The sequence below is a fragment of the Flindersiella endophytica genome (genome assembly GCF_054779015.1).
The window spans coordinates 1-22,788 of sequence record NZ_BAAGYY010000005.1; the positions used below are offsets into that span (position 1 = coordinate 1).

At 69.2% G+C, this 22,788-nt stretch carries 22 protein-coding genes and 1 pseudogene; 8 read left to right on the forward strand and 15 right to left on the reverse strand.

The window, feature by feature from the left end; all coding sequences use genetic code 11:
• Nucleotides 1-336, forward strand: a pseudogene (locus ACYVF6_RS03060) (hypothetical protein); the annotation flags it as partial.
• Nucleotides 337-606: 270 nt separating this feature from the next.
• On the opposite strand, the gene ACYVF6_RS03065 reads toward ACYVF6_RS03060, so the two are convergent.
• The gene (locus ACYVF6_RS03065; RefSeq protein ID WP_460515472.1) at nt 607-4,212 is read right to left on the reverse strand and encodes a hydantoinase/oxoprolinase family protein; all 3,606 of its coding nucleotides are present in this window, start codon (nt 4,210-4,212) and stop codon (nt 607-609) included.
• 1 nt (nt 4,213) lies between these two features.
• Nucleotides 4,214-4,921: a GntR family transcriptional regulator gene (locus ACYVF6_RS03070; RefSeq protein ID WP_460515475.1), complete on the reverse strand. Its 708-nt coding sequence runs from the start codon at nt 4,919-4,921 to the stop codon at nt 4,214-4,216.
• Between the two features lie 99 nt (nt 4,922-5,020).
• Between ACYVF6_RS03070 and ACYVF6_RS03075 the strand changes: the two genes are divergently transcribed.
• Nucleotides 5,021-5,833 (forward strand): putative hydro-lyase, encoded by an 813-nt coding sequence (locus ACYVF6_RS03075; RefSeq protein WP_460515478.1) that lies wholly within the window; start codon nt 5,021-5,023, stop codon nt 5,831-5,833.
• 20 nt (nt 5,834-5,853) lie between these two features.
• A complete protein-coding gene (locus ACYVF6_RS03080; RefSeq protein WP_460515481.1) occupies nt 5,854-6,690 on the forward strand; it encodes a GmrSD restriction endonuclease domain-containing protein in 837 nt (278 codons plus the stop codon).
• A 154-nt stretch (nt 6,691-6,844) separates the two neighbouring features.
• On the opposite strand, the gene ACYVF6_RS03085 is transcribed toward ACYVF6_RS03080, so the two are convergent.
• The 5 genes from ACYVF6_RS03085 to ACYVF6_RS03105 all read right to left on the reverse strand — a co-directional run bounded on the left by ACYVF6_RS03085 (nt 6,845) and on the right by ACYVF6_RS03105 (nt 12,136).
• A complete protein-coding gene (locus ACYVF6_RS03085) occupies nt 6,845-7,690 on the reverse strand; it encodes a GNAT family N-acetyltransferase (protein ID WP_460515483.1) in 846 nt (281 codons plus the stop codon).
• An 84-nt stretch (nt 7,691-7,774) separates the two neighbouring features.
• On the reverse strand, nt 7,775-8,911 hold the full coding sequence (gene ispG, locus ACYVF6_RS03090; protein WP_460515669.1) for a flavodoxin/ferredoxin-dependent (E)-4-hydroxy-3-methylbut-2-enyl-diphosphate synthase: 1,137 nt from the start codon (nt 8,909-8,911) through the stop codon (nt 7,775-7,777).
• Between the two features lie 84 nt (nt 8,912-8,995).
• The gene (locus tag ACYVF6_RS03095; protein ID WP_460515485.1) at nt 8,996-10,282 is read right to left on the reverse strand and encodes a M50 family metallopeptidase; all 1,287 of its coding nucleotides are present in this window, start codon (nt 10,280-10,282) and stop codon (nt 8,996-8,998) included.
• A complete protein-coding gene (gene dxr, locus ACYVF6_RS03100) occupies nt 10,279-11,472 on the reverse strand; it encodes a 1-deoxy-D-xylulose-5-phosphate reductoisomerase (protein ID WP_460515487.1) in 1,194 nt (397 codons plus the stop codon). The genes ACYVF6_RS03095 and dxr overlap by 4 nt, the downstream gene beginning before the upstream one ends.
• 262 nt (nt 11,473-11,734) lie before the next feature.
• On the reverse strand, nt 11,735-12,136 hold the full coding sequence (locus ACYVF6_RS03105; RefSeq protein WP_460515488.1) for a hypothetical protein: 402 nt from the start codon (nt 12,134-12,136) through the stop codon (nt 11,735-11,737).
• Between the two features lie 80 nt (nt 12,137-12,216).
• Here ACYVF6_RS03105 and ACYVF6_RS03110 point away from each other — a divergent pair, with 80 nt between their 5' ends.
• From ACYVF6_RS03110 to ACYVF6_RS03125, 4 genes are all read left to right on the forward strand, one after another.
• Nucleotides 12,217-12,930: a TetR/AcrR family transcriptional regulator gene (locus tag ACYVF6_RS03110; protein ID WP_460515490.1), complete on the forward strand. Its 714-nt coding sequence runs from the start codon at nt 12,217-12,219 to the stop codon at nt 12,928-12,930.
• Between the two features lie 24 nt (nt 12,931-12,954).
• Nucleotides 12,955-13,581, forward strand: a complete 627-nt coding sequence (locus ACYVF6_RS03115; protein WP_460515492.1) for a TetR/AcrR family transcriptional regulator — start codon at nt 12,955-12,957, stop codon at nt 13,579-13,581.
• 10 nt (nt 13,582-13,591) lie between these two features.
• A complete protein-coding gene (locus tag ACYVF6_RS03120; RefSeq protein WP_460515494.1) occupies nt 13,592-14,494 on the forward strand; it encodes an LLM class oxidoreductase in 903 nt (300 codons plus the stop codon).
• Between the two features lie 143 nt (nt 14,495-14,637).
• Nucleotides 14,638-15,819: a MarP family serine protease gene (locus ACYVF6_RS03125; protein WP_460515496.1), complete on the forward strand. Its 1,182-nt coding sequence runs from the start codon at nt 14,638-14,640 to the stop codon at nt 15,817-15,819.
• Between the two features lie 10 nt (nt 15,820-15,829).
• Here the strand turns inward: ACYVF6_RS03125 and ACYVF6_RS03130 are convergent, their stop codons facing one another.
• The 5 genes from ACYVF6_RS03130 to purU all read right to left on the reverse strand — a co-directional run bounded on the left by ACYVF6_RS03130 (nt 15,830) and on the right by purU (nt 20,170).
• On the reverse strand, nt 15,830-16,798 hold the full coding sequence (locus ACYVF6_RS03130) for a GNAT family N-acetyltransferase (RefSeq protein WP_460515498.1): 969 nt from the start codon (nt 16,796-16,798) through the stop codon (nt 15,830-15,832).
• A gap of 2 nt (nt 16,799-16,800) precedes the next feature.
• On the reverse strand, nt 16,801-17,730 hold the full coding sequence (locus ACYVF6_RS03135; RefSeq protein WP_460515500.1) for an anti-sigma factor RsbA family regulatory protein: 930 nt from the start codon (nt 17,728-17,730) through the stop codon (nt 16,801-16,803).
• Complete coding sequence (locus ACYVF6_RS03140) at nt 17,727-18,083, reverse strand: STAS domain-containing protein (protein ID WP_460515501.1); 357 nt, start codon at nt 18,081-18,083, stop codon at nt 17,727-17,729. The genes ACYVF6_RS03135 and ACYVF6_RS03140 overlap by 4 nt, the downstream gene beginning before the upstream one ends.
• Nucleotides 18,084-18,428: 345 nt before the next feature.
• Nucleotides 18,429-19,277 (reverse strand): bifunctional methylenetetrahydrofolate dehydrogenase/methenyltetrahydrofolate cyclohydrolase, encoded by an 849-nt coding sequence (locus ACYVF6_RS03145; protein WP_460515503.1) that lies wholly within the window; start codon nt 19,275-19,277, stop codon nt 18,429-18,431.
• On the reverse strand, nt 19,277-20,170 hold the full coding sequence (gene purU / locus ACYVF6_RS03150) for a formyltetrahydrofolate deformylase (RefSeq protein ID WP_460515505.1): 894 nt from the start codon (nt 20,168-20,170) through the stop codon (nt 19,277-19,279). The genes ACYVF6_RS03145 and purU overlap by 1 nt, the downstream gene beginning before the upstream one ends.
• Before the next feature lie 225 nt (nt 20,171-20,395).
• Between purU and ACYVF6_RS03155 the strand changes: the two genes are divergently transcribed.
• Nucleotides 20,396-21,232 carry an alpha/beta fold hydrolase gene (locus tag ACYVF6_RS03155; protein WP_460515507.1) on the forward strand — a complete coding sequence of 279 codons (837 nt, stop codon included), beginning with the start codon at nt 20,396-20,398 and terminating at the stop codon, nt 21,230-21,232.
• A gap of 128 nt (nt 21,233-21,360) precedes the next feature.
• Here ACYVF6_RS03155 and ACYVF6_RS03160 read toward each other — a convergent pair whose 3' ends face one another.
• From ACYVF6_RS03160 to ACYVF6_RS03170, 3 genes are read right to left on the reverse strand one after another with little or no spacing between them, the layout of a single operon-like run.
• Nucleotides 21,361-21,861: a WXG100-like domain-containing protein gene (locus tag ACYVF6_RS03160; RefSeq protein WP_460515509.1), complete on the reverse strand. Its 501-nt coding sequence runs from the start codon at nt 21,859-21,861 to the stop codon at nt 21,361-21,363.
• 6 nt (nt 21,862-21,867) lie between these two features.
• Nucleotides 21,868-22,212 (reverse strand): WXG100 family type VII secretion target, encoded by a 345-nt coding sequence (locus tag ACYVF6_RS03165; RefSeq protein ID WP_460515510.1) that lies wholly within the window; start codon nt 22,210-22,212, stop codon nt 21,868-21,870.
• A gap of 19 nt (nt 22,213-22,231) precedes the next feature.
• Nucleotides 22,232-22,690: a YbaB/EbfC family nucleoid-associated protein gene (locus ACYVF6_RS03170; RefSeq protein ID WP_460515512.1), complete on the reverse strand. Its 459-nt coding sequence runs from the start codon at nt 22,688-22,690 to the stop codon at nt 22,232-22,234.
• Nucleotides 22,691-22,788: the final 98 nt, after the last annotated feature.

Consider the following 22,788-nt stretch of genomic DNA (forward strand, 5'->3'; position numbering starts at 1 on the left):
GCCGGCCTGTTCGTGGTGGCCGACCTGGCCTACGCCACCACCGATCCCGCCACCGATCCCGCCACCGATCCCGCCACCGATCCCGCCACCGATCCCGCCGCCGATCCCGCCGCCGACCACGTGCTCACCGGCTACCGTCGCACCCCCGGCCGAGACCGCTCACCAGGCCAGAAAGCCGCCAACCACGCCCTGGCCTGGCTACGCGCCAGATGCGAACACGGCCTCGCACCCCTCAAACACCGGCGCATCCTCCAACACGCCCGCTACAGCCCCCGCAAGATCGGCGCCATCGCCAAAGCCATCCACACCCTCCACACCCGCCTGGACCCAGGATGAAAAAGGCTCAATGACCACGTTAACCACGGAATTGCATGGTTAACGTGGTCATTAGGTACCTCGCCACGCCAGTGGGTGCCTCGCCACGTGTCGATGCGTGGCCAAGCACGGAAATCCGTGGTTAACGTGGTCATTCGCGCTCCGCCACGCTGACTGCACCTCGCCACGCCGGACCGCACGTCGCCGCGCCTGGGTGTGGTTCGCCACGCCAGTAGGTGCCTCGCCACGGCCCGGGGCGTGGTTAACCCGCCAAACCCGTGGTTAACGTGGTCATTCGGGCTCGCCGTAGCCGCCTCCACCCGGAGTTTCGACCACGAGCACGTCGCCCACGGACAGCTCCACCGAGTCGGCGCCTGCCATCTCGGTCACCGAGCCGTCGGCGCGTTCGACGTAGTTGCGCCCCAGCGCACCGGCGGATCCACCGGCCGCTCCGTACGGCGGGACCCGCCGGTGCTGCGACAGCGTGCTCGCCGTCACGGCCTCCAGGAACCGCAACCTGCGCACGGCCCCATCGCCGCCGCGCCAGCGCCCGGCTCCCCCGCTTCCCCGCCGGATCCCGAAGCTCTCCAGCAGCACGGGGAACCGCCACTCCAGCACCTCCGGATCGGTGAGCCGCGAGTTCGTCATGTGCGTCTGCACCACCGGCGCGCCCGCGAACCCCGAGCCGGCGCCCGAGCCCGACGCCACGGTCTCGTAGTACTGCAGCCGCTCGTTCCCGAACGTCAGGTTGTTCATCGTGCCGGACCCCTCGGCCTGCACGCCGAGCGCGCCGTACAACGCGCCCGTCACCGACTGCGAGGTCTCGACGTTCCCCGCGACGACGGCCGCGGGGTAACGCGGAGCCAGGAACGATCCCTCCGGTACGACGATCCGGATCGGCCGCAGGCAGCCGTCGTTCAACGGGATCTCGTCGTCGACGAGTGTGCGGAAGACGTACAGCACCGCCGCCGTGCACACCGACGCCGGCGCGTTGAAGTTCGTCGGCAGTTGCGCCGACGTGCCGGTGAAGTCGATCGTCGCCGAACGCGCGGCCCGGTCGACCGAGATCCGCACCTGGATGCACGCGCCCGCGTCGGTCTCGTACCCGAACGAGCCGTCGGAGAGCGTCGCGATCACGCGGCGGACGGCCTCCTCGGCGTTGTCCTGCACGTGTTTCATGTACGCCTGCACGACGTCGAGCCCGAAGTGCGCGATCATCTTGCGCACCTCCTCGACACCCTTCTCGCTCGCGGCCAGCTGCGCCCGCAGGTCGGCGAGGTTGGTGTCCGGATTACGTGACGGGTAACGCGCCTCGGCCAGCAGCCGTAGCGTCTCGGCCTCCCGGAGCCGGCCGTTCTCCACCAGCAGCCAGTTGTCGAACAGCACGCCCTCCTCGTCGACCTCCCGGCTGAACGCCGGCATCGACCCCGGAGTCAGCCCGCCGATCTCGGCGTGATGCCCACGCGACGCGATGAAGAACAGGATCGACTCACCCGCGTCGTCGTAGACCGGCGTCACGACCGTCACGTCCGGCAGGTGCGTGCCGCCGTGGTACGGATCGTTGACGGCATAGACGTCGCCGGGCTTCATCCGCGAACCGCTGCGCCGGATCACCTCCTTGACCGTCGCGCCCATCGATCCCAGGTGTACGGGGATGTGTGGTGCGTTGGCGATCAGCTCGCCGTCGGGGTCGAACAGCGCGCACGAGAAGTCGAGCCGTTCCTTGATGTTCACCGACTGCGCGGTCGACTCCAGGCGTACGCCCATCTGCTCGGCGATCGACATGAAGAGGTTGTTGAAGATCTCCAGGCGGACGGGATCGACCTCGGTGCCGACGTCCTCGCCTTCGGCCTCGGCGCGGACGCGTTCGACCAGCAGGTGGCCGTGCTTCGTCGCCCGCGCCTGCCAGCCGCTGTCGACGACCGTGGTCGCGTTGTCCTCGACGATGATCGCCGGCCCGTCAACTGCGTCGGCGGCGTCGTCGGCACTCAGCCGATCCCTCACGTACAAGGGCACGTCTCGCCAGTCGCCGTCGGTGTACATCGGCACGGTGTCGACCCGGGCCGGTCCGGTGTCGTCCGACGCGAGCCGCAGGCCGGCCAGCTCAGGCTGCTCCGACAACCCGATCGCCTCCACGGAGACGGCTTCGGCCACCAGCGGCCGGTCCATCAGGAACGCGTACGTACGCCGGTACGCCGCCTCGAACTCCGCGACCATCTCCTCGGCCGAGCCCAGCTCCACCTGCAGGGCGGAGTCGGTGCCGTCGTAACGGACGTGCACGCGGCGCACCACCTGGATCCGGTCGGCCGGCACGCCTTCGTCGAGCAGTTCGCCGCGGGTCATCGCCTCCAGCTCGTCGGCGACACCGGAGATGCGTTGCAGCGTGGTGGGATCGAGCCCACACTCGACCGACTGCTCGCGCATCGCGGTGGTGTCGGCCAACCCGATGCCCAGTGCCGAAAGGACACCGGCCATCGGGGGCACCAGCACCGTACGGATGCCGAGCGAGTCGGCGACCGCGCACGCGTGCTGCGCGCCGGCGCCGCCGAACGTCGTCAGGACGTACTCCGTGACGTCGTGCCCCTTCTGCACCGAGATCTTCTTGACGGCGTTGGCCATGTTGGCGACCGCGATCTGCAGGAAGCCCTCGGCCACCTGCTCGGGCGTACGGTCGTCGCCGGTCTGCCGCGCGATGTCGCCGGCCAGCGAGGCGAACTGCTGGCGTACGACGTCGGCGTCCAGCGGCTGGTCGCCGGCGGCTCCGAAAACCCTTGGAAAATAGGCCGGCTGGATGCGGCCGAGCATGACGTTCGCGTCGGTGACGGCCAGCGGACCGCCCCGGCGGTAGCAGGCCGGGCCGGGCTCGGCGCCGGCCGAGTCGGGGCCGACGCGGTAACGGCTGCCGTCGAAGTGCAGGATCGACCCGCCGCCGGCCGCGACCGTGTTGATCGCGAGCATCGGCGCCCGCAGCCGGACGCCGGCCACCTGGGTGTAGAACTCGCGTTCGTAGTCGCCGGCGTAGTGCGAGACGTCGGTCGACGTGCCGCCCATGTCGAAGCCGATCACCTTGTCGAACCCAGCCAGCTCCGACATTCGCACCATGCCGACGATGCCGCCGGCCGGGCCGGACAGGATCGCGTCCTTGCCGCGGAAGTGGCCCGCCTCGGTGAGCCCGCCGTTGGACTGCATGAACATCAGGCGTACGCCGTCGAGCTCGGCGGCGACGTGCTCGACGTAACGGCCAAGGATCGGCGAGAGATAGGCGTCGACGACCGCGGTGTCGCCGCGCGGAATCAGCTTCATCAACGGCGAGGCCTCGCTGGACAACGAGACCTGGGGGAAGCCGAGCTGTTCGGCCAGCTTGCCGACGGCCTGCTCGTGCGCGGGGTGGAGATGGCTGTGCAGGAAGACGATCGCGACCGCGCGCGCGCCCTTGTCGTACGCCTGACGCAGGTCCGCCGCGATCCGGCCGAGGTCGGGCGCCTCCAGGACGGTGCCGTCGGCCAGCACCCGTTCGCCGACCTCGATCACGTGGTCGTACAACTGCTCGGGCAGCACGATCTCGCGGTCGAAGATACGAGGGCGGTTCTGGTAACCGATCGCGAGCGCGTCGCCGAAGCCCTTGGTGATGAGCAGGACGGTGGGGTCGCCCTCGCGCTCGAGCAGCGCGTTGGTCGCGACCGTGGTGCCCATGCGTACGGCGTCGATGTGCTCGGTGGGGATGGGCGCGGGCGGCGCCAGGCCGAGCAGCTGACGGATGCCGGCGACCGCCGCGTCGTCGTACCTGCCGGGGTTCTCCGACAGCAGCTTGTGCGTCACCAGGCCGCCGTCGGGCCGTCGTGCGACGACATCGGTGAACGTTCCACCACGGTCGATCCAGAACTCCCAGCCGGGCACGTCATCGTCCTCTCATCTGCACGGAGAACGTCTCGACCAGCTGAGCTAGCGAATCGTTCAGATACGCCGAGAGCAACTGCCTGGCCATAGGTCCGTCGCCGCCCTCCAGAGCTTGAAGGATCTCGATGTTGCGGACGAGGTAGGGCTCGTGGAAGCTGCGTGGATCCGCCATGATGTGGAACACGAGCCGTAGCTCGGCTAGCAGGCCCTGCATCAACTCCTCGACCCGCTTACTACCCGACAGCGCCGCGATTGCCTGATGGAAACGGATGTTAGCCGTGCCAAGTGCCTGCCAGTCCCGACTTCGCGCAGCGGCCTTGCCTGCCCTCACCGCCTCGCGGACAGCCGTGAGGTCACGCGGTGGCTCCAAGATGTCTCCCACCACCCCGCACTCGACGATCTGCCGCACGCGATAGAGGTCAATGACGTCGTCAAGCGACAGCACGCGCACGAAGTGGCCACGGTTCATCACATGTTTGAGCAACCGCTCGCGGGTCAGCAAACGGAACGCTTCGCGCAGAGTATTGCGCGAAATGTCCAGCGCGCCCCGAATCGCGTTCTCAGGAAGGCGTGTCCCAGGTTCGAAGTAGCCCTCGGCGATTCGCGTACGCAGAACATCCGCGACCCGCTCCGCGGTGCTCGAACGACCGAGCAGTTCGCGATCTCCGAAGGGGCCGAGGACCCACTCGCGGGTATCCGCATCCGTCATATCCAAACTCCGAATTGGTCGCTTGTTCACTTGTTCTCTTGTAGGATTGTTCAACAATCCACACCATAGCCGAAAACCCTCGTTGCTTGTGAGGTCGCCATGACAAGCACGACCCACTCATCTCCCCGGCCACAAGCGAGTTACATCCCTCCAGCGCGAGCTCGTGCGCTTTTCCGTAAGGGAGCCGTGTCGCCGACTGCCGGCTGGTCAGCCGGATTCACGCAGGCCAACCTGCTCGTCGTACCGTCCGACTGGGCTTACGACGTCCTGCTCTTCGCGCAACGCAACCCGAAACCGTGCCCGATCCTCGACGTCACCGAGCCGGGCGTGCCGTACACCCGGATGGCGCCGGGCTCGGACCTGCGGACCGACCTGCCGGCGTACCGCGTCTGGCGTCATGGCGAGCTGGCCGAGGAACCGTCCGACGTACGCGGCTTCTGGCGCGACGACCTGGTGGCGTTCCTGATCGGGTGCAGCTTCACGTTCGAGACCGCGCTGCGGCATGCGGGTGTGCCGTTGCGGCATGTGGAGGAACGCCGGAACGTGCCGATGTACGTCACGAACCGGCGCTGCCGGCCCGCCGGACGGTTGCGCGGATCGCTGGTGGTCACGATGCGTCCGGTTCCGGCCGACCTGGTGTCGACGGCGGTCCGCGTCACCGCGGCGATGCCGGAGGTGCACGGCGCGCCTGTCCACGTTGGGGATCCGGAGTCGCTCGGCATCGCCGACCTCGCCCACCCGGACTGGGGAGACACCGTCACTGTGCACGAGGGCGAGATGCCGGTGTTCTGGGCATGTGGGACGACACCGCAACGGGCCATCATGGTGTCGCGGCCGCCGTTCGCGATCACGCACGCGCCGGGGCATATGTTCCTGACAGACGTACCGGATGTCAGGTATCAGCTGGGCTGAGAAATCAGTACAGTCTGGGCATGGTCGTGCGGTGGGCGTTGCTGGCTTGTGCCGTGGTCCTTCTCTCCTCCTGCGGAGCCGGCGTAACCGACGATCCGCCTCGGGCGGTCGAGGCGAACCACCCGTCCGGCGGGACGGCGCTCTCGCAGCTGGCGACGCTGACGGTGAAGGGGCGGGCGCCGCGGACGGGCTACGAACGCGACAAGTTCGGCGACGGCTGGTCCGACGTGGACCACAACGGCTGCGACACCCGCAACGACATCCTCCGCCGCGACCTTTCACAGGTGGCGTTCAAGGCGCGAACGCGGGAGTGCGTGGTGTCGTCCGGCGTCCTGGTCGACGATCCCTATACGGGCAAGGACATCCGCTTCGTCCGCGGCGGCCGCGTCGAGATCGACATCGACCACGTCGTCGCGCTGTCGGACGCCTGGCAGAAGGGCGCGTTCGGCTGGCCTACGTCGAAACGGGTGGCGTTCGCCAACGACCCGCTCAACCTGCTGGCGGTCGACGCCTCCGCCAACCGCCAGAAAGGCGACGGCGACGCGGCGACCTGGCTGCCGGCGAACAAGGGCGCGCGCTGCGCTTACGTCGCCCACCAGGTGGGCGTGAAGGCGAAGTACGACCTGTGGATCACCTCCGCCGAACACGACGCGATCGACCGTGTGCTGCGCACCTGCCCCTCCGAACCCGCCGCCGTCGACGCGAGCCCGGCCGCCTCGCCCGCCGCCGCGACCGACCCCCGCTTCGACACCTGCGCCGAAGCCGAGGACGCGGGCTACGGCCCGTACGTCCGCGGCAAGGACCCGGAGTACGACTGGTACCGCGACACCAACCACGACGGCACCGTTTGCGGATGAGCAACGGCAGGTTCGCCGAACACCTCGCGCGCGCCTGACCGTCGCTGCATCTCGGAGTCCACGATCAGCCAAACCACACCCCTGTCCTGCGCGAACACCGTGCGGGACGTTCTCGACCGCTCGGCGCGGAGCTGCTCGGCGCGCAGGCGAAAGGTCAGAACATCACTGTCATGAACGTGGTCGAGGGGCGGAAGCCGACGCGGGAGTAGGTGCGGCGCGCTGCCACGTTGAAGTCGTTGACGTACAGCGTCGCGATAGGGGCGACTTCGGACAGGCCCGCCGACACGACGGCCGCCATCGCGGGTGCAGCCAGGCCCTGGCCTCGATACGACGGGTGCACCCACACGCCCTGGATCTGGAACGCGCGCGGAGTGGCCACGCCGATGTCGGCCTTGAAGATGACCTCGCCGCCGTCCAGGCGGACGAAGGTGTGCCCGCGCGCCACCGACGACGACACTCGCGCGCGGTACGACGCTCCGCCATCCCGGGCCTCCGGAGAGATCCCCAGTTCTTCGCGGAAGAACGCCACCGAGCTGCGGTAGACCGCATCGAGCTCCTCGCGCCGCGCCCGGCGTACGAACGGATCGCCGGCCACCAAGGGCGCGCGGTCCATCGTCAGGAACGGCTGGGAAGGCCGCAGCGCCCGCGCCGGGCCCCACGCGGTCTCGAGGTGCCGCCACATCTGCCCCACCGCCAGCTGGTCGCCCCACACCGAGGAGCAGCTACGGCCGAGCCGCCGCGCCCGCTCGGCGAAGGCCGCCGAAGCCGACGGCGTCGCCAGGACGGGGATCAGGTTGGCGCCCGCGTAACACATCGACACCAGCCGACCGCGCTCGTGGAAGCCCCAGAGCTGCCCGCCGAGCCGCCGGAGATCGGTGCCGGCCTCGCGGACGCGGGCATCGACGAAGACGTTGGTGACCGGGTCGCGGTCGAGCAGCCGCCACACGTCGGACAGGTCGGCAGCGTGCAACTGCCTGACGTCCGTCGTGACGTCGAGCATCCGACCTCCTCGAGCCAAAGCGAACACGCCCCCCGGAAACAGGAGGCGACGACTGAGAAGCTACCCGGCCGGCGGTCCGGCTATCTACTTGACCGTGACTTCCGGTGCACCAGACGGTACCCCTTCGGCTTCCATCTCGTCAGCAAGCCGCATCGCTTCGTCGATCAGCGTCTCGACGATCTGGCTCTCGGGCACGGTCTTGATGACCTCACCCTTCACAAAGATCTGACCTTTACCGTTGCCGGACGCCACGCCCAGATCGGCCTCGCGCGCCTCACCCGGCCCGTTGACCACGCATCCCATCACGGCCACCCGCAGGGGTACGGACATGCCCTCCAGCCCGGCCGTCACCTTGTCGGCGAGGGTGTAAACGTCGACCTGCGCGCGTCCACACGACGGGCACGAGACGATCTCGAGCTTGCGGGGCCGCAGGTTGAGCGACTCCAGGATCTTGATGCCGACCTTGACCTCTTCGACGGGCGGTGCCGACAGCGAGACCCGGATCGTGTCGCCGATCCCCTGCGACAGCAGCGCACCGAACGCCACTGCCGACTTGATCGTGCCCTGGAACGCCGGACCGGCCTCGGTCACGCCGAGGTGCAGGGGGTAGTCGCACGCCTCCGACAGCAGCTCGTACGCCCGGACCATGACCACCGGGTCGTTGTGCTTCACCGAGATCTTGAAGTCGTGGAAGCCGTGCTCCTCGAACAGGCTGGCCTCCCACATCGCGGACTCGACCAGCGCCTCCGGCGTCGCCTTGCCGTACTTCGCCAGCAGCCGTGGGTCGAGCGACCCCGCGTTCACGCCGATCCGCAGCGAGACGCCGGCGGCGGACGCCGCGCGCGCGATCTCGCCCACCTTGTCGTCGAACTTGCGGATGTTGCCGGGGTTGACCCGCACCGCGGCACAGCCGGCGTCGATCGCCGCGAAGACGTACTTCGGCTGGAAGTGGATGTCGGCGATGACCGGGATCTGCGACTTCTTCGCGATCGCCGGCAGGGCTTCGGCGTCGTCCTGCGACGGCACGGCCACCCGCACGATGTCGCAGCCGGACGCGGTCAGCTCGGCGATCTGCTGCAGCGTGGCGTTGATGTCGGTGGTCGGCGTGGTCGTCATCGACTGAACGGAGACCGGCGCGTCACCACCGACGAGTACCTTTCCGACCCGCACCTGCCTGGTCTTACGACGCGAAGCCAGGGTCGGCGGCGGAGCGGCGGGCATACCAAGATCGATGCTAGTCACGGTTTACAGCATTCCCCAGGGAATCGAATGATGTTCGTCTGATGGCTTGGACACGATCACGTGTTAGTTCGACAGACGCACGGGGTTAACGATGTCGGCGTACAGCAACAGGACGCCCATCACCATGATGACGCTGGCCGCGGCGTACGCGATCGGCAGCAGCCGGGCCACGTCGACGTAACCCGGGTCGGGCCTGCCGCGCAGCTTGGCCCACGCCCGGCGCACCGCTTCGAACAGCGCGCCCGCGATGTGACCGCCGTCGAGCGGCAGCAGCGGAATGAAGTTGAACAGCGCGATGAAGAGGTTGAGCGCGCCGAGCCACTGGATGAACGCCGCGATCCGGTCGCTGGCAGGCTCGTCCATCGCGGCGATCTCGCCGGCCACCCGGCTGGCGCCGATCACGCTCATCGGGCTGTCCTGCGCGCGCTCACCGCCGAACGCGGCCTGCGCGACGCCCACCATGCGGTGCGGGATGTTGCCCATCGCCTGCACGGTCAGGCTGGTGTAGTTGCCGATCTGCCCGAAGACGGCGCCGATGCTCTGCTGCTCACGGACCTGCTCGGGGGCGACGCCGAGGTATCCGACGGTCTGGATCTTGCTGGGATTGTCGGGGTTGCGGCGCTCGGTGGAGATCAGGTTGGTGTTCAGCGTGAGCTGCTCGCCGGCACGCTCGACCTGGATCGTCGCCGGACCCTTGCCGGCCGCGCGGATGCTGGACGACAGCTGGTCCCAGTTCTCGAGCTTGGTGCCGTTGAACGCCAGCAGCTTGTCGCCCGGCTTCAGGCCGGCCGCCTTGGCGGGAGAGGCGGGGTCGCCCTTCGCGCAGACCGTGCGGTTGGCGCTCACCGGTATCACGCAGTCGGGTACGTCGGCCACGACCAGCTTGGGGGTGTAGACACCGAAGCCCATCAGCACGATCGCGAACATGATGACCGCGAGGATGATGTTCATCATCGGGCCGCCGGCCATGATGATGACCTTCTGCCACCACTTCTTGGTGTAGAAGAGCCGGTGCTCCTCGCCGGGCGGGACCTCCTCGGCCGACGACCGGCGGGCCTCCTCCATCAGCGTCTGGAACGGGCCGGTGCTGCCGCGGCGGATCCGGCCGTCCTTGGCGGGAGGGAACATTCCGATCATTCGGACAAACCCGCCGAATGGGAAGATCTTGATGCCGTACTCGGTCTCGCCCTTGCGCGTCGACCACAGCGTCTTGCCGAAGCCGACGAAGTACTGCGTCACCTTGACGCCGAACAGCTTCGCCGGCGCCATGTGCCCGATCTCGTGCAGCGCCACGGAAGTGAGCACGCCGACGAAGAAGACGACCGCGCCTACGATCGAGATCCAGTTCACGAAGGTTCCTCCCGGCCAATGAGCTCGCGCGCCCGTGCGCGCGCCCAAGTCTCAGCCGCTACGACGTCTTCCAGGGTAGTGACGTTGCCTGTGGTGTGTTCGTCGAGCACACGACCCACCGTGTCGACGATACCGACAAAGGGCAATCGCTCGGCCAGGAACGCTGCGACGCACTCCTCGTTGGCAGCATTGTAGACGGCCGGGGCGGTGCCACCGCGCGTTCCGGCCCGGCGCGCAAGCGAGACGGCCGGGAACAAGGCGTCGTCGAGAGGCTCGAAGTACCAGCTCATCGCCGTCGTCCAGTCGCAGGCGGGCGCGGCGTCGGGCACTCGATCGGGCCAGCCCAGCGCGAGCGCGATCGGCAGCCGCATGTCGGGCGGGCTGGCCTGTGCGAGCGTCGAGCCGTCGGAGAACTCCACCATGGAGTGCACGATCGACTGCGGGTGGACGACGACCTCGATCCGCTCGTACGGGATGTCGAAGAGCTCGTGCGCCTCGATCAGCTCCAGACCCTTGTTGACCAGCGTCGCGGAGTTGATCGTGACGACCGGGCCCATGTCCCAGGTCGGGTGCTCGAGCGCCTTCTGCGGCTCGACGTCGAGCAACTGGGCGCGGTCCCAGCCGCGGAACGGACCGCCACTGGCGGTGAGGATCAGCTTGCGCACTTCTTCGGCGCGGCCGCCGCGCAGGCACTGCGCCAGCGCGGAGTGCTCGGAGTCGACGGGGACGAGCTGACCCGGCTTGGCCCTGGTCTTGACCAGCGGGCCACCCGCGATCAGCGACTCCTTGTTGGCCAGCGCGAGAATGCGGCCGGCCTCCAGCGCGGCGAGCGTCGGCGCGAGGCCGATCGAGCCGGTCATGCCGTTGAGTACGAGGTCACAGGGATGCGCGGCCAGCTCGGTCGCGGCGTCCGGCCCGGCGACGATCCGCGGCAGGGAGTAGTCGCCCGCGGAGTAGCCGTGCTTTTGGGCATAGGCGTAGAACGCGAGCTGGAGGTCCTGCACGGCGGTCGCGCGAGCGACCGCGACGATCTCGACCCGCAGGTCGAGGGCTTGCCGGGCCAGCAGCTCGACGTTGCCGCCGCCGGCCGCGATGCCGACCACCCGGAACGTGTCGGGGTTACGGCGGATCACGTCGATCGCCTGGGTTCCGATGGACCCCGTCGACCCGAGCAGGACGATGTCGCGCATGGCTAAGTGTCCCGCATCCGGTTGAGAGGGACTTGAGAGGACTCAGCGAGAAGATGAAGGAGGCCGGTGCGGCAGTCGCCTCTCGGCGAGTGGCGCAGTACGGCTCCTGCGAACGACCCTGGGGCGCCAGTTCCGTTCCGGTATTCCGTAAAGGCAGTTAGGTGAGGCCCGGGGGACATGGACCGCACCGACCGTGGGGTGTAACGCGTGGGGTCGAGGGGTTAATTCCGGGGATCCCAGACTTTTCCAGATTTCTTCGGAGCTACGCGAACAGCAGGCCGAGGCCCAGCGTCACCACGCCGACCGCGAACGCCACCGCACCCGCGTAGACCAGCGCGAACAGCCCGTTCGGCTTGGTCACGCCACGTCCGGCGACCGACAGGAAGAACCCGCCCGGCAGCAGGATCGCGCCCAGCGGCACCCCGATCCGGGCGACGTAACCGAGAACACCCGTGAGATCGGCCGCGTCCGCGAGCACCTGGATCACCAGGCTCAGCGTCACCCACACCCCGGCGTGCGCGTGGCCGGCCCGGAAGAACGACTTCTGCAGGTCGGTGGCGGGTGCGCCGCCGCGCAGCACCCGGAGCATGAACGTGCCGCCGAACTCGACGCCCACCATCGTGAGCAGCAGGACGCCCGCGATCACCCTCGACGCGTCGGACACTCCACCATGACTCCTCCTCCAAGTTGAGTTAACGGCGTTAACTCGTGAACGGTGTTAACTATTCCGCTAGGATCGGCGCCATGTCAAGCGCGAAGCCCACCCGTGCCGAGCACCGGGACGCGACGTTCGACGCGATCAAACAGACCGCCCGCCGGCTGCTCGTGGCCGACGGAGCCGATGCCGTACGCCTGCGCGCCATCGCCCGCGAGCTCGGCCTCACCGCCCCCGCGCTGTACCGATACGTCGGCAGCCACGAGGAGCTGATGGACCTGGTCGTCACCGAGATCTACGACGACCTGATCGGATCGATCGAACGCGCGGCCGACCAGGGCGGAACGAAGGCGGACGGCGACCAGGCGCTCCGGCGCCTGGGCATGGCCGCGTGGACGTTCCGGCGCTGGGCGCACCAGCATCCCCGCGAGTTCGGGATGGTGTTCGCCAACCCGATTCCCGCCGCCGACTCCGGCCTGCCGGTGCCGCCGCCCGGGTCGCCCCGGTACCGCTTCGCCGCTGTGTTCGCGGCGATCTTCACCGACCTGTGGGAACAGCGGCCGTTCCGCGTACCCGACGAGACCGACCTGCCCGCGACGCTCGTCGAGGAGCTGCGGCGCAACACCGCCGAGCTGCTACCGGGACTGCCGGTCGGCGCACGCTACGTCTTCCTGTGGTGTTGGTCACGAATCTACGGCGCGGTCTGTCTCGAAGTGTTCGGCCACCTGCAATGGGCCGTGAGCGACGGCGAGCGGCTGTACGAGCAGCTGATGCTCGAGCTGCGCGACCGCATCACTTCTTGACCGATCGGTCATATAATCGGCCGGGTGACAGCGCCTGCCAGCGATCCGACCAAGGCGACGGCCAGGGGCAGACCCCGCGCGTTCGACACCGGCGTCGCACTCGAGGCACTACGCGACGCCTTCCACGAGCGCGGCTACCACGCCACCTCGCTCAGCCACCTCACCGAGGCCACCGGGCTGCATCGCGGCAGCCTGTACGCCGCGTTCGGTGACAAGCACCAGATGTTCCTGGCCGCGCTGCGCCGGCACGCCGAGCGTTCCGAGGCGGCGCTGGACGCCACGCTCACCCGGGCCGGGTCGCCCGTCGCGGGTATTCGCCGTGCCATGCACGACCAGGCGATCCGGGCGGCTGACGAAACGGCCGGCGGCCGGGGCTGCCTGATCGCCAACACCACGCTCGAGCTGCTGCCCGGCGACCACGAGGTCGCCGAGCTGATCGCGCGGCACCAGAGCCGGACGATCGGCCAGTACACCGCGGCGATCGAGCAGGGCAAGCAGTCCGGCCAGGTGACGTCGGAACGCGACTCGTCCGACCTGGCGCGCTACCTCTTCACCGTGATCGAGGGCCTGTGGCAGCTGGCCCGTACGACACCCGACAAAGCCGTGCTGACCGCCGTCGTCGAGGCGGCCGTCGACACGTTGCATCGATAGGAGACAGCACATGCGGGACACACTCGGCGCGACCGGTGTCTGGATCGGCCGGCAGCTCGGACTGACGCCGGCTGGCGAAGCGAGGGAGGCGGCGGCCGAGATCGAGGGCCTTGGGTACGGCTCGCTCTGGGTCTCGGAGACGCCGACCGCGAAGGACCCGTTCAGCCTGGCGGCCGTCCTGCTCGCCGCCACCGAACGGCTGCCGTTCGGCACCGGCATCGCCAACGTCTGGGCCCGCGACGCGAACGCGACGCACGGTGCCGCGATGGCGCTGGCCGATGCCTTTCCGGGCCGGTTCCTGCTCGGCATCGGCGTGAGCCACCTGCCCGCGGTCGCGCGGCGGGGCGGAACGTATGAGAAGCCGCTGCAGAAGATGACGTCGTACCTCCACCAACTCGACGCGGTGCCGTACGAGGGTGCCGAGCCGGCCGCCGCTCCCCCGCGTGTGCTCGCGGCGCTGCGTACGAAGATGCTCGAGCTCGCCAGGGACCACGCCGACGGCGCGCACCCGTACTTCACGCCGCCGGAACACACCGCACGGGCGCGCGAGGTGCTCGGGGCCGGGCCGCTGCTGATCCCCGAGCAGGCCGTGCTGCTGGAGACGGATCCGACGCGGGCGCGCGAGCTCGGCCGGGAACACACGCAGTACTACCTGGCGCTGCCGAACTACCGCAACAACCTGCTCGCGCTGGGCTTCACCGAGGACGACCTCGCGAACGGCGGCAGTGACAAGCTGGTCGACGCGATCGTCGCCTGGGGCTCGGTGGACGACGTACGGACGCGGATCAGGGCGCACCTGGACGCCGGCGCCGACCACGTACTCCTGCAGCCGCTGGCCGGAAACTACGACCTGGCCGGCGCGGTGGCCCAGCTTCGCGAGCTCGCACCCGCGGTGACCACGCCGGCGGGGTGATGGCACCGGCTCGCTCTGCGATCTGATCGCTGGACCCCTCGAGATTCGAACAGTTGGTGGACGCGCTCTGAGACAATCAGCGTTCACAGCTAACCCAGCGTGAAAGGCGGAACGATGCCACAGGCAGCTGTCGTTGCCGAGACGTGAACCTGCTCGACCTGGCGCTGATCGTCGCAGCGCTCGGCTTCGCCGCGTCCGGCTACTACCGCGGCCTGGTGGTCGCCGCCCTGTCGGTGGCCGGTTTCATCCTGGGCGCGGTGGTCGGCCTGTGGCTGCTGCCGTTCGTCGTCAACTGGGTCGGGTCCGACCTGCCGCGTACGGTCGTCGCGCTGATCGTCGTGCTGGTGCCCGCGATCCTCGGCGAGTCGATCGGCAGCCGCGCGGGCTGGGCCCTACGCAAGAAGCTCACCTGGGCGCCGGTCCGCTGGCTCGACGGCGTGGGTGGCGTCGCGGCCAACATCGTCGCCGTCCTGTTGGTCGGGTGGATGGCCGGCAGCGCGCTGGCCAACGTTCCGTCGCCCGGGCTGTCCAGCCAGATCCGCGAGTCCCGCGTGCTGGCGACCGTCGACCAGGTGATGCCGGAGCAGGCGTCCACCTGGTTCAGCCGGGCCACGACGGCGCTGACCGAGGCCGGTTTCCCGCAGGTCTTCAACCCGTTCGAGAACGAGCCGACCACGAACGTCCCGGCGCCGTCGAGCTCGATCAGCGCCGCGGCGATCAAGGCATCGCGGGAGAGCGTCGTACGCGTCGTGGGCGACGCGCGTTCCTGCGGCCGGACGTTCTCGGGCAGCGGGTTCGTCTACGACCACGAGCTGGTGATGACCAACGCCCACGTCGTCGCCGGCGTGTCCGAGCCGACGGTTCAGGTCGGCGGGCAGGGCCGGATCTACCAGGCTCGGGTCGTGTTGTTCGACTCCGACACCGACGTCGCGGTGCTGTCGGTGCCCGGGCTGGACGCTCCGGCTCTCGACTTCGCCGACGACGCCACCAGCGGCGACTCCGCCGTGGTGTCCGGCTTCCCCGGCGGCGGGCCGCTCGACCTGGAGCCGGCCCGGGTGGCCTCCCGGCTGCGGGCGAACGGGCAGGACATCTACGGCGAGTCCGTGGTCCAGCGCGACATCTACTCCGTACGTTCGCTGGTGCGGTCCGGCAACTCCGGCGGGCCGTTGCTCACGCCGGAGGGCGAGGTCTACGGCGTGGTGTTCGCGCGATCGGTCACCAACACCAGCACCGGCTATGTCCTGACCGCCGACGAAGTGGCATCGGAGGCACGGGAGGGCGAGTCCAGCGACGGCGCGGTGACCGGGACGCGGTGCGCGCTCTGAGCTCTCGTCGTCAGAGCTGAGCCCGCAGGATGTCGAAGCGACGGGTCACCGTGAATCCCGCTTTGCGGTAGAGGCGGCCCGCCGGCGACTCCTCGCCGGTCCAGAGGAACCATGCGGAGTACGCGCCTCGCGCGCGCATCCGCTGCAGCGACAGGTGCAGCAGTACCTCGCCGAGACCGAGGCCGCGCTGGTCGTCGCGGACGCCGAACGGGCCGAAGCGTTCGAGCCGGTGCTCGTACGCGCCCCACATGGCCCAGCCGACGACCTCGCCGGCCGGGTCGCGGGCCGCGACGATGTGGTCCAGCGGCAGCCCGGAGCGTATGGCGTCGCGGATCGCCCGGGCCCAGTCGGCGCTGAACCGCTCGGCCGCCAGCGCGACCAGCGGAACCAGCTCGTCGACGGTCGGCGGGCCGAAGCGGAACCCGCGGGCCTCCAGGCCGGCCAGCCGGTGTCGTACGGCGTCGGGTGCTTCGTAGCCGGCGAGACGCCGGTCCATCGCGGCGGCTTGGTAGAGCCGGCGAAAGCCCAGGTCGGCGAGCAGCGCGGCGGCTTCGGGGTAGGCCTCGGCGTCGAGGCCGGGCAGCACGTAGCTCGGCGTGTAGGACGCGAAGTCGGCTTCCGTTCGCCCGGCTTTACGCAGCCAGTCCATCGCCGAGGTGAGCAGCTCACGGCCCACGCCCTGGCGGCGGGCGGCCGGGTCGACGAAGAAGAACGGGATCCAACCACGCGCCGGCTCCAGGTCGGCGCCGGTCATGGCGACCCGGCGTACGACGGCGTAGGCGGCGCCGACCAGCCGCTCACCGAGGTAGGCGAGGTGGAGTCCGCCGGGCTGGAAGTTGGCGTCGAGCAGCACCAGGTCACGGAAGCGGTCGACCGTGATCGGGTCGCGCGGCGCGCTCCGGCCCCAGACGTCGACGAGCGCGTCGATCAGGCCGTCTTCCGGGCGCAGGCAGCGGATCCGCGGCGGCTGGTCCACCACGTTCAGGTGAACCTCATGTGCAGGCGGATCACCAGGCCGAACGCGTGGACGTAGGTCTGCACGAGGTCGCACAGCTGGTGCACCAGGAGCAGCCCGCGGCCGGACTCGCCCGCCTCCGGCGGCCGGCGGTCGAACAACGGGTCGCCGATCTTGCCGCTGTCGCGGATCTCGCACACCAGCCCGTCGCCCGAGCGCCAGCACCGCAGGTGGCCTTCGTTGCCGGTGTGGACGAGCGTGTTGGTGGCGACCTCGTTGACCGCGGTGCAGAGGTCGGAGACCCGTTCGGCGGCGAGCTTGGCGCGTTCGGCGAACGCGCGGACGTGCTGTCGTACGCCCAGCAGGCCGTCGCCGAGGCTGAACGTCAGCGAGTCGGTGAGGCCGTGCGGCTCGTGCAGCGGCCGGTTGTAGTCGTCGGCGACGCGTTCGGCGTCGGTGTAGCGGAAACCGGCGCGCTCCGAGCCGTACTCCACGACGGCCGGATGGGTGCGTTCGGCGTCGCTGAGCACGCGGCGGGACAGCCGGGCGGCGTCGTACGGGCAGACGATCGTCACATCGTCGCGGTCGGCGAACGCGAGGTTGATCAGCGCCTCGTGCGACACGGCGGCGGCGTACTCCGCAGGTGAGCGGCCCGCCCAGATCGGCTCGCCGACGAACGTCACCGGGCTGCCGGTGTTGCCGGCCAGGAACGGTCCGATGATCAGCGGGATGATCCGGCCGGGGTTGCGCCCGGCGTCGGCCATGTCGACGTACGTGACGCGGTCGGCGCCCGCCTCGGAGCTGCCGAGCACGGTGCGCACCTGCTGAAGGTTGTTCGGCGGCACCGCGACGGCCACAGCCTCTCCCGCCGCCAACGCCCGATTGACAACGGACGAGATGGCGCACACGAAGTCGTCCGGGCCACGGTAGAGAAGTGCCCGATGGCGAAAGGTCATGCGCTCACCATCGACATCGGCGCGGGTTCGGGCCAGGCGAGCTCCAGAATCCTCCGCAGCACCCGCGGCGGATGCCCGAGAATCAGCCGCCGCTGCGGCGACAACCGCTCCGCCACGCCGACCAGGACCGACACACCACCGACATCGATGAAAGAGAGGTCCTCGAGCTCGAGGTAGACGTCTTGTTCATCCTTGTGCACGTAGGGCTCGAGAGCGTCGACGAGCTGCTGGCGGTTGGAGATGTCAACCTCGCCGATCAGCTTGAGCCCGCCGGGTAAATCCTCGAGCGGCACAATCATGAGCAGGTTGCCGACGCTGCTGGCGCCGGGCCGTTCGGCTGCGGCTGCGCACATGGCCTGCCACCTCCCCGGCTGTCGGGATTAGCCTCACCATAGCCGTCCAAGCTGCGGACGGCCAGGTCAAAGCAGCATGAGTCGTGGCACGGCCGAGTGTCAAGAGCCAACTGACTGATGACCTGCGGCTCCGCTCCCGTACGTGCCGCCGCCACACCTACGAGACGCCACGGCAAAGGACGTGTGGTGCCGCCGGCACGCAGTCGATGGCGAGCACGAGGCGGGCAGCGCGCACGGCCGGGGAGCCGGCGGCGCGAGCAGCCACGCCACCCCTCGTCACGCATTGTCGGGCTGGCTCGCCGCCAGCTGCGACGCAGCCGGGCGAGCGGCTTCGTTCGGTGAGGGTCAGGCGGTTTGTTCGGCCGTCTCGACCACGTTGGTCAGCAGCATGGCGCGCGTCATCGGGCCCACGCCGCCGGGCATGGGGGCGAGCCAGCCGGCCACCTCGCGGACCGACGGGTCGACGTCGCCGACGAGGCCGGCGTCGGTGCGGGTGATGCCGACGTCGAGGACGGCGGCGCCCGGGCGGACCATCTCCGCCGTGATCAGGCCGGGTACGCCAGCCGCCGCGACCACGATGTCGGCCGCGCGGACGTGGGCCGCGAGGTCCTTGGTGCGGGTGTGGCAGAGCGTCACCGTCGCGTTCTCGGAGCGGCGGGTCAGGATGAGCCCGAGCGGTCGCCCGACCGTCAGGCCACGGCCGACGACACACACCTCGGCGCCCTCGATCGGCACGCCGTAGCGGCGCAGCAGCTCGACGATCCCGCGCGGCGTGCACGGCAACGGCGCCGGCTTGCCGTGGACCAGCCACCCCAGGTTGATCGGGTGCAGGCCGTCGGCGTCCTTCGACGGGTCGACCAGCGCAAGTGCCCGCGAGTCGTCGAGCCCGCGGGGCAGCGGCGTCTGAACGATGAAGCCCGTGCACGCCGGATCGGCGTTCAACCGCGCGATCTCCGCCTCGACCTCGCCCATCGTGGCGGTCGCGGGCAGCTGGACCTGCAGGGAGTTGATGCCGACCTGCGCGCAGTCGCGGTGCTTGCCGCGCACGTAGGCCGCCGAACCCGGATCGTCGCCCACCAGGACCGTGCCGAGCCCAGGCGTACGCCCGGCCGCCGTGAGCGCCGCGACCCGCGCCTTGAGCTCTTCGCGGATCGCGTTGGCCGTGGCCTTGCCGTCGAGGATCTCCGCTGCCATTACCTGAAAACCACCGTTCTGCTGCCGTTGAGGATCACGCGATGTTCGAGGTGCCAGCCCACCGCACGGGCCAGCGCCAGGCTTTCGAGGTCTCGGCCCACGGCCGCCAGCTGCGCCGGCGTCATGCCGTGGTCGACCCGGGCGACTTCCTGCTCGATGATCGGACCTTCGTCGAGTGTCGGCGTGACGTAGTGTGCCGTCGCCCCGATCAGCTTGACACCTCGTTCGAACGCCTGATGGTAGGGCCGGGCGCCCTTGAAGCTCGGCAGGAACGAGTGGTGGATGTTGATCGCCCGGCCCATCAGCTTGCCGCACAGTTCCTCGGAGAGGATCTGCATGTAGCGGGCGAGTACGACCAGGTCGACCCGGTGCTCGCCGACCAGTTCGAGGATCCGCTGTTCCTGCTCGTGCTTGGCCGCGGGCGTCACCGGCAGATGATGGAACGGCAACCCGACCGCCTCCACCATCGGGCGCGCGTCCGGATGGTTCGACACCACCGCCGCGATGTCGGCGCGCAACGCGCCGGAGCGGCAGCGATAGATCAGGTCGTTGAGGCAGTGGTCCTGCTTCGACACGAGTACGAGCAGGCGCTGGCGTACGCCCAGGTCATGCAGGTGCCAGTCCATGCCGAAGTCGCGGCCGACGCCCGAGAAGATCACCCGGAAGTGGTCGATCCCGGCACCGGCGTCCTCGACCTCGAAGTGGACGCGCATGAAGAACCGGCCGCCCAGCCGGTCGCTGAACTGCTGGCTGTCGACGATGTTGCAGCCGTGCTCGGTGAGCAGGCCGGATACGGCATGGACGATGCCGAGCCGGTCGGCGCACGACAGCGTGAGCACGTACTCACGATGCGTGGATCGCTGGAGGCCGGTCGCCTCGCCGCCGTCGGTCATGTGCACCATTGTCCCGGTGGCGCCTCGGTTTCTGACTTCGCGGTGTACCGCGCCCAGTCTCGCCGCGGCCGGCAGCGGCGAACGTGGCCCGGGACGGGCGGCTCGATCCTCGCGGCCGACCGCGAGGGTCGTCAGATGGTGGTGCGGACTGCGCACCCGGGACTACGCTGCTAGCCAGCACGGGGATGTCCGGCCGGGTGGTGTGCCCGACGTGGGAGGGAGAGCATGACACTGCGGTGGAACCCCAAGGGCACCGCACGCGGCAAAGTCGTGCTCGTACACGACGTGCTCTCGATGGCCGAAAGCTGGTGGCGACTCGGCCCGGCTCTGGCTGCCCGCGGCTGGGTCACCGTTGCGCCCGATCTCGCCGGCCACGGTGGCATGCCGGAGCTCGTTCGCCCGCTCGACATGTCCACGCTGGTGCAAGGCGTCGTTTCACGGATGCCAGGACAGGTTGACGTACTGGTCGGCCACGGCCTGGGCGCGATCGTCGCGTTGACGCTCGCCGGCCGCTACTCCGGTGCCTGCCGCGCGATCGTCCTGGAGGACCCGCCGGGTACCAACGTCTTCGAGAGCAGCGGCCTGCTCGCGGCGGCGGGAGCGTCCTCCGCACTGGTCCGCTCCGATCGCGAGCGCCTGATCCGGCGCGAGCAGGAAGCCCACGGAATCTGGACGCGCGAGGACGTGGAGTACTCCGTCGACGCCGTCGCCGCGGCCGACGTCCCAGCGATCCTGGCCGGCCTGCGCTGCCGGCTCGGCTGGGACATCAGACGGCTGCTGGCGTACGCCCAGGTGCCGGTGCTCGTGATGGCCGCACCCGACGACCGCGTGGGCTCGACGCCGAGCGACCTGTCGGCGCTGTCGACCCACGACCGGAAGGCGATCCAGTCCCGGATCCCGGCGGCACACTTCAAGGTGCTGGCCGGCGGCCACTTCCTCCACCGGGACACACCGAAGCAGTGGATCTCGACGTTCACGGAGTTCGTGGAGTCGGTGCTGCCCGACACGCAAACGCCCGAGGTCGCCGAGCCCAGGACTCCGCTGATCGCCAACCGCGGCTGAACGAGCGGCCGGACATCGGTCGCAAAAAGCCAACCCGGGGACCCGGAGTCCCGGCGATCCGGACGGTCATCCACAGAGTGACCACGGGCGCCAGGCACCCGTGGTCACGTATATATGGCGGAAAGTCCTCAGCCGAGGAGAGCGTTTATCACCTGGTCGATGGCCAGGTCGAGCGCCTTGGAGCAAATCGTCTTCGCAATCGGGATCCACGCCAGCGACGCACCGAACGTCGGCACCGCCGAGGCGATCGCCGTCGCGATCTGGATCGCGAGGATGGTCAACTGGACGATCGTGGCGATCTTCAGCGCCAGGACCAGCCCTGCGGCGACGAACAAGCCGCCGCCGACCACCATCGAGCCCGTGCCGCCGTCCTCGACGACCTTGGCGCCGGCGTCCGGCTCGATCCACTTCTTTTTGAACGCCTCGATGTCGTGCCCGACATTCTCCGCGGTCACCGTCTCGGCGTGCGGAACCGTCTCGCCGTGGATCTGCTTCAGCTTGCCGCCGAAGTCCATCCACTCCTGGCCAAGCTCGAACATCGAGCCTTCCTTGGACTTCGGCCAAGTGTAGCCAAGCATGTTCAACAGGTCGGCGAGCTGACCTGGGATCGTCAACGATGGTGCGGCCATGATCGCCTACTTTCCGGGGTCAGAGACGTCGCCGAACTTGCTGCCGAGCCTCTGCAGCAGGTCCGCGTGGGTCTTCTCGGACTCTTCGTGGTTGTCGCCGGCCTTGTTCAGCGCGTCGCCGAACGCGGTGAAGTCGTCGGCCGCGGAGGTGAACGCCTCGTCGGCCAGACCGAACACGGTTTGGTACGCCATGCCGATCAGCCCGCCCACGTCGTCGTCACCGAAGATGTCGCCCATACCCTCCGACGTGCTCTTCAGCTTCCCCCACTCGCTCTGAACCTGCTCGCCCTGCTGGGAGATCCCCTTGCCGGAGTCTCGCAGGGTCGACACCTTGATGATGCGCTCACCCATGACTGCTCGTTACCCTCCGTCAGTCGGCGGTGCCCGCCGCGCGTGCGATCTTGCCGAGCATTTCCTCCATGCCGGCGGTGAACTGGCTCATCTGCCGGACCGACTGGTCTTGCAGGTCCAGCATCTGCTCGGCCAGCGCCTCGGGGTCGAAGCCCTGCAGAGCGGCCCCGGCCGACTCGGTGACCTTGGTCTTGAGGTCTTCCAGCGCGGCGTTGACCGCCACCACGATCTGTTCTCCGAGCTCGTCCGACGGGAGCCGCATCGCTCGAGGGTCGACCTCGATCGACTTCAGCGAGCCACCGACGACCGCGGCGGCACGGATCCGGCCGTCAGCGGCCTCTCCCTCGCCGACGATCTCCTCGGTTTCCTCGTCATCCGTGCCGGAGAGGTTGCCGTTGCGCAGCTCACGAAGAGCGGCCCGGGTCTGCTCCATCAACCGGTCGAAGTCGGCCGGTGTCACCTCAGGCTGTTCGCTCACTAAAGACCCCTCGCGTCCCGTTCACGGTCGTTGAAGAACATGCTCGAAGAGCATGGCCAATCTTGCCCCACGGGGAACCACCGTTCAACCACGGCCGC